Below are 13,281 nucleotides of genomic sequence, written 5' to 3'. Positions count from 1 at the left end.
CCTTCGACCAGGCCGGGCACCGCGATGCCCAGCGCCTCCACCGCACCCGCCTCGGCGCACAGCGCGCGGATGCGGATGACAAAGGCGTCGAGGTTTGCCGGCGCCGGTTCGCGGCTTAGCGCCTCCAGCATTCGCACATCGCCGGTATGGACGGCGGCGCGCAGATTGGTGCCGCCGAGATCGATGGCCAGAACCCGCGTCATCGGCCAGGCCCCTTGCCGAACGGCGGTGAGAACAGACCGCTGCCGGCATTCCACGAATGCGACGCCGCCGCGAAAGCCTGCGCATAGCGCGTGCCGCGCAGGCAGCCGCGCAGCCGGTAGAGCGCGCTGTAATAGTCGACATAGGGAAAGCTGCTCAGGCCGCGCGCTAGCTCGTATTCCTGGACCGCTTCGCTCCACGCCTCGAAGCCGTCGCTGACATCGACGAGATGCTCCGGCCGGAAGCCGTCATCGTCCTCCCAGTTCTCGCCGAACAACAGCAATTGCGGTGTATGCGCCGCATGGTCGCTCGCAACAGTCGGCAGGGCGGCGAAGAAGATGCCGGTCTGCGTCAGATGCGCGGCGGCGCGGTGGTCCTTGTGCCAGCTGCCGTGCCAATGGGTGATGACGATCTCGGGTTTCAACTCGCGAATGACGTCGCACACCTCGAGCGCCGTCTGGTCGTCTGAAGGCAGGAAGGCGTCGCGCTGGCCAAGGCTACGCATGGTGACGCCGAGCCGGGCAGCCGCCCTGCCCGCTTCCTCTTCCTTCTGCACGCAATAGTGCTCGGGGATGAGGCAGGGGTGTCCCTGTTCGCCCATGGTCAGGTGCAGGAAGGTCACGGTCGCACCGCGCTTGACGGCAGCGGCGGCCAGCGGGCCGGCGATGACCTCGGCGTCGAAGGCGTGCGCGCCCACCACCAGGATGGAGCTTGCGGCGTAGATCCTGTCCTCGATCATTTCATGCCTCCCCCGGCGCCGACGCCTTCGCGAATCTGGCGGGCCAGCAGACAATACATGATCAGGATGGGCGCCATGGAGATCGCCAGCGAGGCGAACACAAGGCCCCAGTCGGTGCGGAACTGGCCGACGAAGACGCTGATGGCCAGCGGCACGGTCTTGTAGCGGTCGTCGAAGATGAAGATCAGCGGGAAGAAGAAGTCGTTCCAAACCGCGATCGCGGTGAAGATAGCGACGATCGACACTGCCGGCTTCACCATCGGCAGGATGATCTGGAACAGGATGCGGATCTCGCCGGCGCCATCCATGCGCGCCGCCTCGTCGAGTTCGGAGGGCAGCACGCGCATGAAATTGGCGAAGATAAAGACAGCGAAGGGAATGCGAATCGCCGAATAGACGAGGATCAGGCCGGTCAGCGAATCGAGCAAGTCGAGATTGCGCATCAGCGTGAACAATTCGACCGAGGCGAGCCGGATCGGCAGCATGATGCCGGCCAGGAACAGGCCGAGCATGAGGCCGTTCCAGCCGAGCCGATAGCGGCTGAGCGGATAGGCGGCCATGGCCGAGACGACGATGGTCAGCACCACCGCACCGCCGGTGACGATCAGGCTGTTGACGAAGTTCTGGCCGAGGTGAGCACGCGTCCAGGCGTTGACGAAATTGTCGAAGGCAAAGCTTTTGGGCAGACCGAGCCGGTTGTCGTAGATCTCGGCCGTGGTCTTGAAGCAGGAGATAACGAGAATGTAGAGCGGCAGCAGAACGGCAGCCGCCCACACGACCAGCACAGTCCATCCAGGCAGCCGCGCAATTCGCCGCGAGATGGCGGGCCTTTGCGAAATCGCCAGCGCGCTCATAGCTGCACCGTGCGGCGGTCGAAGAAGCGCAGCATCATGAGCGTGCCGATGCTGAGGATCAGGAACAGCATGGTGCCCAGCGCCAGAGCCAGGCCGATATCGGTGATGCCGACCGCCCCCTCCGCGCCGAAGGCCAGCCGGTAGAAATAGGTCACCAGCGTGTCGGTCGAATAGCTCGGATTGCCCTGCACGCCCTGCATCACATAGACGATGTCGAACTGGTTGAAGGTGTTGATGAACGACAGCGTCGTCAGCGTGCCGATGGCCGGCATCAGCAGCGGCAGCGCGATCGAAAACAGCATGCGCGCATTGCCTGCGCCGTCGAGCTTTGCCGCCTCGAAGATCTGGCCGGAAATCTGGCGCAGGCCGGCGGTATAGATCAGCACCGGCAGGCCCATCCAGTTCCAGGCGTCGACGGCGATCAGCATAGTGAGCGCCGTATGGCTATTGCCGAGCACGGTCAGGCTGCCCTGATGCAGGCCGAGTCCGTTGAGCGCCCATTCGACGACGCCGCCCGGGGCCAGCAACAGGCGCCACAGCGCGCCGACGATGACAGGGCTCAGCACCGCCGGGAAGAAGAAGACCGACTGGAAGAAGGCAGCGCCCCTGTCGTGCAGGAACAGCAGCCAGGCGAACAGCAGGCCGATGCCGTTCTGGAAGACCATGATGCCGAAGAACCAGGCGGTGTTGTGCCACAGCGCGCCGTAGAGCCGGGCGCCACTGGGGAAGATAAACAGCCGCGAAAAATTCGACAGGCCGGCGAACTCGACCATGCGCAGCCCCTTCCAGATGAAGAAGCTGCCCCATAGCGACATCGCCAAGGGATAGAGGACGAACAGCGCATAGACCGCCAACGCCGGCAGGATGAACAGCACGGCCATGCGCTGCTGCGTGCGGCGAAGGCTGCTGGTGCGGCGAAGGTTGCTCATGCGCTGTTTTTTGTCCGTGAGAGGCCGGCCACGATGCGACCGGCCGACTCCTACTGCTTCGGCTTGAACCAGGTGGCGACAGCGGCCTGCATGTCGGCCGCCAGCTTCTCCGGCGCGATGTTGCCTTCGACCATGTCGATGATCTCCGACTGCAGCACCGAGGAGGCCGTCGGCGACTGCCAGCGGAAGCCGACCAGCGTCAGGTAGGGCGTCGAATTCTTTGACATCTCCATCATCTCAGCCAGCACCGGGTCCTTCACCGTGACATCGGTGCGGGCCGGCGGCCAGCCGAGCTCATCGGCGAACATCTGCGCGAATTCGGCCGAGGCCATGAAGCCCAGCACCTTGGTGGCGGCTTCCTTGTTGGCGCTTTCGGAAACGAGGCCATAGGAACCGTCGGAGAAGGCCGAGGTGTAGAGTTTTGCCCCCGCATCATCGGCGGGGAACGGGAAGATCGAGAATTTCAGCTTCGGGTTCTGCGCCTTGAACCTGCCGTTCTCGAACGAACCGCCAAGGAACATCGCCGCCTTGCCGCCGATAAACTGCTGCGTCGCGGTGGTGTAGTCGATGCCGGCGAAACCATCCGGGAAATAAGGCTTCAGCTCGGCGAAGCGCTTTAGTGCTGCGACATAGCGCGGGTCCTCGAAGGTCGCCTTGCCGGTCATCATCTCGTCGTAGAAACCGGGGCCGTAGATGGTGGGCCCGACGACACCGACGGCGATCTCCAGTTCCCAGGCCGAGCCATTGGCGCCGCCGGTGGCGATCGGCGTGATGCCGGCCGCCTTCAGCTTGTCGCAGGCGGCGACGAAATCCTTGTAGGTCTTGGGTATCTCGATGCCTTGGGCGGCAAAGATGTCCTGGTTGTAGAACACACCCATCATCGGCACTGAATAAGGCACGCCATAAACCTTACCGTCAGTGCGGCCGCGCGCGCCGCCAAGGGCCGCGTCCGCCATGTTCTTCAGCTCCGGCACGCTGTCGTCGAGCGCATCGAGATAGCCGGCATCGACAAAGGGCTGCAATTCGCCATAGGCCTTGAGCTGGGCGATATCCGGACCGCGGCCGCCGCGTAGCGCCGTGCTCAGCCGATTCTGGTAATCGGCATCCGGCGTGAACTGGATATTGACCTTGATGTCGGGGTTTTTGGCCTCGAAGGCGTCGAAGATGCGGCGCATCGCGGCTTCGTCCTCGGTGCGCCAACTCCATAGCGTCACGGTGCTGTCGGCCCTCGCCGGCACGGTGGAAAAGATGCCGGCGCAAGCGGCGGCAAGGCCGCCGATCAGGCCAAGTGCGGCGCGTCGGTGAATCGAAAGCATGCTCATTGCCAGTCTCCCATTGCTCTCAGTCCTTGGCGTTTCGCGGCGCTTCGGCACCGCGAAAGAGTCAATCGCTCGGAAAAGTCATTATAACGACATAGTGCCATTCGCAAGAGGTCTGGTGCGTCTGCGAAACGGCGACGGCAGGCTCTTTCGCCCAAGAATTCGACATAATTCACTGTTAAATATACATAAATTTCCTGCCGAAGCTGCTGCAAGGAAATTCTGCTCGATGTCATCCATAGCTTTTTCGCAAACAGACACTTGCGCCATCCTCTCATGTTGTCATAACGTCATCGCGATCGATATGCCAAGTGGAGGATGAGGAATGTCTGTTGCCTGGACTTCGAAACTGGCCCTGGCCGCGAGCCTGGCGCTCCTGCCCGTCACCAGTTGGGCGCAATCGGTCAACATCTCCTATTTGACGCATTGGTCGCCCGAGACCGTCGCGCTGCTGGAAGCGGCGGCCAAGGACTATGCGAAGACCAATCCCGACGTCAGCGTCACCGTACGCGCCGTTCCGTTCGGCGATCTCTTGACCACGCTGCGCTCCCAGGGCGGCGGCTCGGACGGCCCGACCATCGGCGGTATCTATGATCTGTGGCTGCCCGAACTCGCCCGCGACAAGCTTGTCGCGCCTGCCCCCGATGTGGTCGCCGGCGAGGTCAAGGACGCCTGGCCGGCGGGCGTCGTCAGCGCCGCCTCGGTCGGCGGCAAACTCTACGGCATTCCCAACGAGATCGACGTCTACGCGCTGAATTACAACAAGGCGCTGTTCAAGCAGGCCGGTATCACTGCTGCCCCGAAGACCTGGGACGAGTTCAAGGACGCGGCCAAGAAGCTGACCAACAAGGATGCCGGCCAGCAGGGTTTTGGCATGATCAATTCCTGGGCGGCGGGCGTCGTCCACCCCTTCGCCTCGCTGCTGGTGTCCAACGGCGGCGATCTGGTCAAGGACGGCAAGCCGGTACTGGACAGCTCGCAGGCCACTGAAGCCTTCCAGCTCTACGAAGACCTGATCAAGTCGGGCGCCAGCGTGCCCGCCATGGCGACGGCCGACGCCAACACAACCGGCCCGTTCCTCGACAATTTCGTCTCCGGCAAGACCGGCATGATCATCATGGCCAACTGGTGGGAGAGCGCGCTGAAGAGCGGCATGGGCGACAAGTTCACTGATATCGCCACCGCGCCGATCCCGGTCGGCCCGAGCGGCGACAAGCCGCATTCGATCTCCTATTCCTGGATGACCGTGGTCAACGCCAATGCCGGCGCGGCCGAGCAGAAGGCGGCCTGGGATTTCCTAGCCTGGCTGAACAATCCGAAGTCTGGCGAGAACGGCGCCTCGGCGATGTCCGACATATTGATGTCGATGGGCATCCTACCGTCGCGCCTGTCCGATATCGAGGCACACAAGGACAAGCTCGGCTCCGAGTTCCTGTCCGGCTATGTCAGCGTGCTGGCCGATGCAAAGCCCTTCCCGGTGGTGCCGGGCGGTCAGGAGTTCAGCGAATCCCTGCAGCAGACGCTCGAAGCGTTGCAGTATGGCCAGGTCTCGGCCAAGGATGCGCAGGCTACGGCGCAGGCCGACGCCACCTCTATCCTGGAGCGCGCCGCCAAGTAGACTGGAGCCATGATCAACAGGTACCGTGCCTCGGCGGGCATCATGCTGGCGCCCGCCGTGACGCTGATCGGCGTCTTTGTCCTCTTGCCGATGCTGCTCACCGTCTGGCTGTCTGTCCAGGACTGGTCGACGCAGACACCGTTTTCCAGTGCAAGCTTCATCGGCCTCGACAATTTCCGCGAGATTTTTGGCCCGACCTCGGTCGGCCGTGACTTCAAGGGCGCGCTTGCCAACACCGCGATCTACACAGCGCTGTCGGTCATCCTGATCCTGCCGCTTTCCGTTGTGTTCGGGCTGATGGTCTATCAGCGCGACGTCGCCGGCGGCACGGCGCTGAGAACCGTGCTGTTTGCCACCTACATGGTGCCGATGATCGCGGTGGCGCTGGTCTGGTCAAAACTCTATTCGCCGAGCGAAGGGCCGCTCAACCAGATGCTCGGCCTGATCGGCATCGGCCCGCAGCCGTGGCTGTCCTCGCCGCGTTCGGCGCTGCTGTCGATCGTCTTCCTCAATGTCTGGCAGCAGGTCGGCTATTTCACCGTGCTGGCGATCGCCGGGCTGACGCAGATCCCCGGCAGCCTCTATGAGGCGGCAAAGCTGGACGGCGCCAACCGGCGCGAGCAGTTCCGCTTCATCACCCTGCCGCTGCTGCGGCGCACGCTGTTGTTCAGCGCCGTCATCGCCATCATCAACGCCGTGCAGGTGTTCGAGCCGGTTGCGCTCATCACGCAGGGCGGGCCGGTCGGCTCGACCAATGTGCTGACCTACCACATCCGCCGCGTCGGCATCGAGCGCGCGCAGGGCGGGCTGGGGTCGGCGATGGCGGTGATGCTGATGCTGTCGCTGATCGTCGTGGTCTGCGCGCTGTTTGCCTTCGCCAACCGGAAGAACGACGAATGAGCGCGCGCGCATTTACCGGATCGTCGACCCGGCTGCCGCGCAAGCGCCCGTCGGGCCGCAAGGCGCTGCTGGCAACGCTGATGCTGCTGGTCGCCGTCGCCTCGGCCTTCCCGCTGCTGTGGATGGTGCTGTCGAGTCTCAAAACCCCGGCCGAGAGCATGCAGGTGCCACCGGTGTGGATCTCCGGCACGCCGAGCCTCGACGCCTATGAGAAGGTTTCGGGCGTGGTCAATGTCGGCCGCTCGATGTGGAACTCTCTGGTCATCGCCTCGATCACGACCGCCGGCATCCTCCTCACCAGCATGATGGCCGGCTACGCCTTCGCCAAATACCACTTCCCCGCCAAGTCGCTGCTGTTTTCGGTGCTGATCGCCACCATGTTCCTGCCGCCGATCGTGACGCTGATCCCGCTCTACCGCCTCGTCGGATCGATCGGGCTCAACGCCAGCCTGGCGGGCATCATCGTACCCAATCTCGCCAATGCCTTCGGCATCTTCCTGATGCGCCAATTCATCGCTGGCGTGCCGGACGATCTGATCGACGCCGCGCGCATGGATGGCGCGTCGGAGCTGCTGATCCTGTTCAAGATTGTGGCGCCGAGCGTCGCGCCGGCGATCGCGGCACTGGCGCTGTTTGCCTTCGTCTATCACTGGAACAGCTATTTGTGGCCGCTGACCGTGCTGCAGGGCAATGCGGACGCCTATCCGATCGTCATCAGCCTCAGCCGCCTGCTCAGCTACAACAGGGGCGCGGTCAACACCGGCCTGGTGATGGCCGGCGCCACGCTCGCCGTACTGCCGCCGCTGCTGCTGTTCGTCTTCCTGCAGCGCTTTTTCGTCGATTCCATCGTCGGCTCCGCGATCAAGGGATAAGCTGCAGAAGCTTGCCGCTCGGACCACGGCCCTGCTTGCCAAATGCCGTCATGCCGCCCATACAGCAGGGCAATCGCCCGCCCGAGGTCGTGGTCCGCCTCTCCTTCGATTTTGCCAGGGATACTGTCTAATGTCCGCGACGCTGTGGTCAAAGCCGTGACGGATCACTCCACGCCATCGCTCGCCAGCCTGGGCTGGACGGAATTTTTCGGCGACCAGCTCGAACCCGGCGACGCCAATTTCGTCCCGACGCGGATCGCCACGGTCCATCGCGACCGCCTGACCGGCCTCTCCCAGGCAGGGCCGGTCGATCTGACGCTGCCGGCACAGGCGAACACCGGTGACTATGCCGTCGGCGACTGGGTGCTGGTCGATGGGCATGAGCACCTGGTCCAGCGCCGCCTGACCCGCAAGACGGTGCTGGAACGCCGCACCCAGGGCGGCAGGGTGCCGCAGCTTGCCGCGGCCAATGTCGACACACTGTTCATCGTCACCTCGTGCAATGCCGACTTCAATCCCGCCCGGCTCGAGCGCTATCTGGCGCTGGCCAATGAGGCCGGAACGACGCCGGTGATCCTGCTGACCAAGGCCGACACCGCTGAAGACGCCGAGGCGTATGAAAGGCAGGCTGCGGCGTTGCAGCGTGGATTGCCGGTCGTGATGCTAAATCCCCGCACATCGGATGCGGCAACCGTCTTGGCTGCCTGGTGTGGTGCTGGCCAGACGGTGGCGCTGATCGGCTCCTCCGGGGTCGGCAAGTCTACGTTGGTCAACACGCTGGCCGGATCGGCGCAGCAATCGCCGCAACAGACCGGAGGCATTCGCGAGCACGATTCCAAGGGACGCCACACCACCACGTCGCGATCGCTGCATTCCATTGCCGGCGGCGGCTGGGTGATCGACACGCCGGGCATGCGGACGCTGCAGGTCAGCGATGTCGGCTATGGCATCGACACGCTGTTTGCCGAAATCACCGAGCTCGCGCCGCTGTGCAAGTTCCGCGACTGCACGCATGTGCATGAGCCAGGCTGTGCTGTGCAGGCAGCCCTGAAGGCCGGGACGCTCGATCCGGAGCGCCTTGCCCGCTGGCGCAAGCTGTCCGACGAGAACCAGAACAACACGCCGGTTCCGAGCGGCCCTCGCGGCGCCAAGTCACCCGGGGGTCGCGGCAAAAGGCGTTGAACGGCCGAGGCTGAACTGGCTTCAGCGCCGCGCCGTACCGAAGACCCGATCCCAAAGTGCTGACGTAACACCGAAATTAACCGATTCGTCGATGTGATGATGCAGGGCGTGGCGGCGCTTGAGCGTGTAGAGGTAGCTCGGATGGGTGGGATGCCAATGATGAATCATGTGGTGGACGCTGATGTACCAGAGGTACCCCAGCATCAGCCCGCAGCTTACCGCGCTCGCGGTTGCGAAGTCCGAGACCACCCAAACGGGAACAAACGCGACCAGGGCATGCACCCCGAGGCTGAGCCAGGTCGGCGTGCCCACCGAACTGCGCTCCTCGACATGGTGACGATCATGCAGGTCCTTGATGTAGGGAATGTGGTGAAGGACGAACCTGTGCAGGAGGTATTCGGTCAGCGTCCAGAGGCCGAGACAGGCGAGGACCGTGCCTATCCAGCCTGGCGCACTCTCTTCGCCGGCCTCGAGCAATCCGGCCACTGCCAGCACGGCGATCACCAGCGGATACACCACGAAGTCGCTATAGTAGCCAATAAGACCGAGTTGCATCGTCACCTAGCCTTCGTGCCGCCAAATAAGCGATGGTGTCAGATTGCCGGACTCGCGAGTGAGGTGCAATGCAGACGTGCCAGACATAGCGTCGCAATCCCTTGGTGCAAGGTTCGCGTCAACGATTCGAGGACCATCGGCAGGCTGCCGGCTTCGCAGACGGACGTATAAAATGGCAAAACGCAGCGCGGGATTGCTGATCTATCGCCGCAGCGACGGCGATCTCAGGGTGTTGCTGGTCCACCCAGGCGGACCGTTCTGGGCGAAGAAGGACGATGGTGCGTGGTCGATACCGAAGGGTCTTGTCGACGAGAATGAGGACGAGTTGACGGCAGCGCAACGCGAGACAGAGGAAGAGCTTGGCGTCAAGGTCGATGGCTCGTTCGCGCGGCTCGGCGACTACAGGCAACCGGGCGGCAAGATCGTCTCGGCCTGGTCTGTCGAGGCGACCATCGACATCGACGTAACCACCATCAAGAGCAACAGCTTCACCATGGAATGGCCGCCAAGATCGGGATCCCTCAAGGCGTTCCCAGAGGTCGACAGAGCAGGCTGGTTCACCTTGCCCGAGGCCGAAGTGAAGATCCTCAAGGGGCAGCGCCCGATGCTTTTGGATTTTGCCAGGCAGCAAGGCGCCGGATGATCCGCAGCCCTCAGTAAGGCAGGCCGACATAGTTCTCGGCGAGTGCGGTCGATGCAGCATGCGACTGCACGAGGTAGTCGAGCTCGGCCTCCTGGATGCGCTGGCCGAAGTCGCCGGTGTCGGGAAAGCGGTGCAGCATCATCGTCATCCACCAGGAAAAGCGCACGGCCTTCCAGACCCGTGCCAGCGCCTTTTGCGAATAGCAATCAATGCCAGCCATGGTTTTGTCGCGGTAGAAGTCGCGAAAACCTGGGAAGAGATAGCGCACGTCGCTGGCAGCGAGGTTGAGGCCCTTGGCGCCGGTCGGCGGCACGATGTGGGCGGCGTCACCAACCAGGAAAAGCTTGCTGAAGCGCATTGGCTCGGCAACGAAGGAGCGCAGCGGCGCGATCGATTTCTCGAAGGATGGCCCGGTGACGACATTTGCCGCCGTCTGCTCCGGCAAGCGGCGGCGCAACTCGTCCCAAAAGCGATCGTCCGACCACGCCTCGACGCGATCGTCCTGTGGGCACTGCACATAGTAGCGGCTGCGATGCGTCGAGCGCATCGAGCACAGCGCAAAACCCCGCTCATGATTGGCATAGACCAGTTCGTGATCGGCAGGCGGCACTTCGGCCAGCACGCCGAGCCAGCCGAACGGATACTGCCGCTCGAAGGTTTTCAGCGCACGCTCAGGCACCGATTTCCGGCTGACGCCGTGGTAGCCGTCGCAGCCGGCAATGAAGTCGCAATCGATCCGATGCGTGACGCCGTCCCGGTCATAAGTGGCGAAAGGTGCGGCGCCATCGAAATCGTGCAGAGCGACATTTGCCGCCTCATAGATCGTGGTCAGTCCTGCCGCGTCGCGCTTGTCCATCAAATCGTGCGTCACTTCGGTCTGGCCGTAGACGGTGACATGCCTGCCGCCGGTCAGTGCCTCGAGGTCGATGCGGTGCAGGCGTCCGTCGAAGGCGAGCGAGATGCCGGAATGCGGCAGCCCTTCGGCATGCAGCCTTGCTGCCGCACCGGCCTGTTCCAGCAGTTCGACCGTGCCCTGTTCGAGCACCCCTGCCCGCACGCGGCCAAGCACGTGCTCGCGGCTCGCCCGTTCCAGAATGACCGTCTCGACGCCGATGCCGGCCAGAAGCTGCCCGAGCAGCAGGCCGGACGGTCCGGACCCGATGATGACGATTTGTGTGCGCATCAGTGGCCCAGACTTTCGATCTGTCCGGTCAGCTCGGCGGCAAGGCGCAGCGACGCGGCCGTTGCGACGACCATTTGCGGCAGCAGCAGCCATTCCAGCGTCCAGGCCGCGCCCGAGCGCTCCTGCTCATGCACGAGCGCCTGATGCATCCCGGAAAGCTGCGTGGCGTTGAAGCGGGCAAGCGCCACCAGTGCCTCTGCCTTCACGGGATTCTGCTTGTGCGGCATGGCCGACGAGCCGCCGCCGCCTGAGAGTTCGATGTCGGTTCCACCTTGCGCCATCAGCGCCATGTCCTGGCCGAACTTGCCGAGGCTGCCGGTCACCAGCGACATAAGGCCGGCAAAATCGGCGAGTGCATCACGCTGGCTATGCCATTGCGGTGCGTCGCCAAGGCCGAGTTTTGCGGCAAGGGCTGCGCGCACCGCCGGCCCTTTATCGTCTAGCTTCTCCAGTGTGCCGGCGGCCCCGCCAAACTGCACCACCAGCAGGCGTCTCGACTGTTCGGACAATCTCTCCTGGTGCCGTTGCAGCGGCGCCCGCCACGCCGTCACGCGATCCGCAACTTTGATCGGAATCGCCTTCTGCATGCGCGTCATTCCGGTCAGCGCCCTGCCGCCAAAACGCTCTTCGAGCGAAGCGAGGCGCATGACGGTTTCGGTCAACAGCAGATCGAGATGCTCGACGACGGATTTCAGCCGAAGCATCAAGCCGGTGTCGATGACATCCTGGCTGGTCGCGCCGAAATGCACTTTCTGGCCATGCGGTTCGCCGACCGCCGCCCTGATCTGGCGCACCAGTTCCGGCACGATGACGCCGTCTTTTGCGACACCGGCCCGCAGCAAGGCGGTGTCGGGCCGGAATGTGGCCAGTGCGGCCACGATCGCTGCCGCGGCATCTCTGGTGATGAACCCGGTTTCGGCCTCTGCTTGCGCCAGCGCCCGTTCGAAGGCCAGCATCGCCTTGATTTCGGCCTCGACGGAAAAATGCCTCGCCGCTTCCTCGTCACCGAGGAGTGCGGAGAGCAGTGGATGGTCGAAGGGCGATACGGTCATGTCGCACGTCTCCTGAGCATCAGCTGTCGAAGAAGACCGTTTCCTTCTCCCCCTGGAGATGGACGTCGAAGACGTAGGTGTCGCCCTGACGCTCGGCGATCAGCGTCGGCACGCGAACGCGATGCTCGATGCGCGCCAGGATCGAATCCCCGGCATTGGCCTTTTCCTCGTCGGAAAAATACAGCCGTGTGTGCAGGCCGAGATTGATGCCGCGCGCGACGATCCAGAGGGTGATGTGCGGGGCCATCAGGCGGCCATCACTCGAAGGCACGCGGCCCGGCTTGATCGTGTCGAACGTGCACAGACCGGTGTCCATGTCGGTCGGGCAACGGCCCCAGCCGAAGAAATTTGGATCGGCAGCGCCGCGCAAGTCGGTCGGCGAATTGTAGAGCCCGTCTGCATCCGCCTGCCAGATCTCTATCAGCGCGTCCCTGAGCGGCGTGCCGGTGCCATCGAGCACATGGATGCGCAAGCCGATGCGCTCGCCTTTGGTCTTGTCGTTGACCATAGTGGCGCCGAGATCGCTGGGATAGACGCCGCCTATGCCGCAGAAATTGGGCGTCAGCCCGATATGGACGTAGGGTCCGGCGGTCTGCGAGGGGCTTTCCCTGAGCCGGTCGAGCGATTGAGCCATCAATTGCCCTCCGGCCTGTTTTCGAACAGTGACGCGCGGCGCCCGCGCAGCACGATGTCGAACTTGTAGGCGCGCGCGTCGAAGGGGATCGTCGCTTGCATGTCGAGCGCAGCGATCAGCGTCTCGATGGCCGCCTTGTCGGGGATGCCGCGCACGATCGGGCATTGCCAGATCAGCGGGTCGCCCTCGAAATACATCTGTGTGATCAGCCGCTGCGCGAAGCCGTGGCCAAAGACAGAGAAATGGATATGCGAGGGCCGCCAGTCGTTCGGCCCGTTCGGCCAGGGATAGGGACCGGGCTTGACGGTGCGAAACGCATAGCCGCCATCCTCGCCTGTAATAGTGCGGCCGCAGCCGCCGAAATTCGGGTCGAGCGGCGCCAGATAGCCGTCCTTCTTGTGGCGATAGCGGCCGCCGGCATTGGCCTGCCAGAATTCGAGCAGCGCGCCGGGCACACCAACACCGCGTTCATCGAGCACCCGCCCATAGACGACGATGCGCTCGCCGAGCGCGCTCTCGCCGGGCCTGGCAAAATTGTGGATCAGGTCGGCATCGAGTTCGCCCAGCATGGCGTGACCGAAGACCGGGCCTGCAATCTCC

At 63.7% G+C, this 13,281-nt stretch carries 14 protein-coding genes and 1 pseudogene; 5 read left to right on the top strand and 10 right to left on the bottom strand.

Annotated elements, in window-relative coordinates; translation table 11 throughout:
- The 5 genes and pseudogenes from EN935_RS07040 to EN935_RS07020 all read right to left on the bottom strand — a co-directional run.
- A pseudogene (locus EN935_RS07040) lies at nucleotides 1–203 on the bottom strand (ROK family protein); the annotation flags it as partial.
- The gene (locus EN935_RS07035; RefSeq protein ID WP_127262271.1) at nucleotides 200–940 is read right to left on the bottom strand and encodes a PIG-L family deacetylase; all 741 of its coding nucleotides are present in this window, start codon (nucleotides 938–940) and stop codon (nucleotides 200–202) included. The pseudogene EN935_RS07040 and the gene EN935_RS07035, both read right to left, overlap by 4 nt.
- Nucleotides 937–1,794, bottom strand: coding sequence for a carbohydrate ABC transporter permease (locus EN935_RS07030; RefSeq protein WP_127262272.1), 858 nt, complete (start codon nucleotides 1,792–1,794; stop codon nucleotides 937–939). Before EN935_RS07030 ends, EN935_RS07035 begins: the two co-directional genes overlap by 4 nt.
- Nucleotides 1,791–2,723: a sugar ABC transporter permease gene (locus EN935_RS07025; protein WP_127262273.1), complete on the bottom strand. Its 933-nt coding sequence runs from the start codon at nucleotides 2,721–2,723 to the stop codon at nucleotides 1,791–1,793. Before EN935_RS07025 ends, EN935_RS07030 begins: the two co-directional genes overlap by 4 nt.
- Before the next feature lie 50 nt (nucleotides 2,724–2,773).
- Nucleotides 2,774–4,045 (bottom strand): extracellular solute-binding protein, encoded by a 1,272-nt coding sequence (locus EN935_RS07020; protein ID WP_127373233.1) that lies wholly within the window; start codon nucleotides 4,043–4,045, stop codon nucleotides 2,774–2,776.
- Between the two features lie 322 nt (nucleotides 4,046–4,367).
- On the opposite strand from EN935_RS07020, the gene EN935_RS07015 reads away from it, so the two are divergent.
- The 4 genes from EN935_RS07015 to rsgA all read left to right on the top strand — a co-directional run bounded on the left by EN935_RS07015 (nucleotide 4,368) and on the right by rsgA (nucleotide 8,614).
- Nucleotides 4,368–5,660, top strand: a complete 1,293-nt coding sequence (locus EN935_RS07015; protein WP_127262275.1) for a sugar ABC transporter substrate-binding protein — start codon at nucleotides 4,368–4,370, stop codon at nucleotides 5,658–5,660.
- A gap of 9 nt (nucleotides 5,661–5,669) precedes the next feature.
- Nucleotides 5,670–6,560, top strand: a complete 891-nt coding sequence (locus tag EN935_RS07010; RefSeq protein WP_127262276.1) for a sugar ABC transporter permease — start codon at nucleotides 5,670–5,672, stop codon at nucleotides 6,558–6,560.
- Nucleotides 6,557–7,432, top strand: a complete 876-nt coding sequence (locus tag EN935_RS07005; RefSeq protein ID WP_127262277.1) for a carbohydrate ABC transporter permease — start codon at nucleotides 6,557–6,559, stop codon at nucleotides 7,430–7,432. The genes EN935_RS07010 and EN935_RS07005 overlap by 4 nt, the downstream gene beginning before the upstream one ends.
- A 144-nt stretch (nucleotides 7,433–7,576) precedes the next feature.
- Nucleotides 7,577–8,614 carry a ribosome small subunit-dependent GTPase A gene (rsgA, locus tag EN935_RS07000; RefSeq protein WP_127262278.1) on the top strand — a complete coding sequence of 346 codons (1,038 nt, stop codon included), beginning with the start codon at nucleotides 7,577–7,579 and terminating at the stop codon, nucleotides 8,612–8,614.
- Nucleotides 8,615–8,635: 21 nt separating this feature from the next.
- On the opposite strand, the gene EN935_RS06995 is transcribed toward rsgA, so the two are convergent.
- Complete coding sequence (locus tag EN935_RS06995) at nucleotides 8,636–9,169, bottom strand: sterol desaturase family protein (RefSeq protein WP_127262279.1); 534 nt, start codon at nucleotides 9,167–9,169, stop codon at nucleotides 8,636–8,638.
- A gap of 172 nt (nucleotides 9,170–9,341) precedes the next feature.
- Here EN935_RS06995 and EN935_RS06990 point away from each other — a divergent pair, with 172 nt between their 5' ends.
- Nucleotides 9,342–9,812, top strand: coding sequence for an NUDIX domain-containing protein (locus EN935_RS06990; protein ID WP_127262280.1), 471 nt, complete (start codon nucleotides 9,342–9,344; stop codon nucleotides 9,810–9,812).
- A gap of 10 nt (nucleotides 9,813–9,822) precedes the next feature.
- Here EN935_RS06990 and pobA read toward each other — a convergent pair whose 3' ends face one another.
- From pobA to pcaH, 4 genes are all read right to left on the bottom strand, one after another.
- Nucleotides 9,823–10,995, bottom strand: coding sequence for a 4-hydroxybenzoate 3-monooxygenase (gene pobA, locus EN935_RS06985; RefSeq protein WP_127262281.1), 1,173 nt, complete (start codon nucleotides 10,993–10,995; stop codon nucleotides 9,823–9,825).
- Entirely contained in the window at nucleotides 10,995–12,047 is a 1,053-nt protein-coding gene (locus EN935_RS06980; RefSeq protein ID WP_127262282.1) for a 3-carboxy-cis,cis-muconate cycloisomerase, read from the bottom strand. The genes pobA and EN935_RS06980 overlap by 1 nt, the downstream gene beginning before the upstream one ends.
- Before the next feature lie 19 nt (nucleotides 12,048–12,066).
- Nucleotides 12,067–12,681, bottom strand: a complete 615-nt coding sequence (gene pcaG / locus EN935_RS06975; RefSeq protein ID WP_127262283.1) for a protocatechuate 3,4-dioxygenase subunit alpha — start codon at nucleotides 12,679–12,681, stop codon at nucleotides 12,067–12,069.
- On the bottom strand, nucleotides 12,681–13,281 hold a 601-nt coding region (gene pcaH, locus EN935_RS06970; RefSeq protein WP_127373232.1), incomplete at its 5' end, for a protocatechuate 3,4-dioxygenase subunit beta. The genes pcaG and pcaH, both read right to left, overlap by 1 nt.

This window comes from Mesorhizobium sp. M7D.F.Ca.US.004.03.1.1 (assembly GCF_003998635.1).
Classification (GTDB): domain Bacteria; phylum Pseudomonadota; class Alphaproteobacteria; order Rhizobiales; family Rhizobiaceae; genus Mesorhizobium; species Mesorhizobium loti.
The sequence above is the reverse complement of the archived record's forward strand: the minus strand, read 5'-3'. Positions and strand labels throughout refer to the sequence as shown.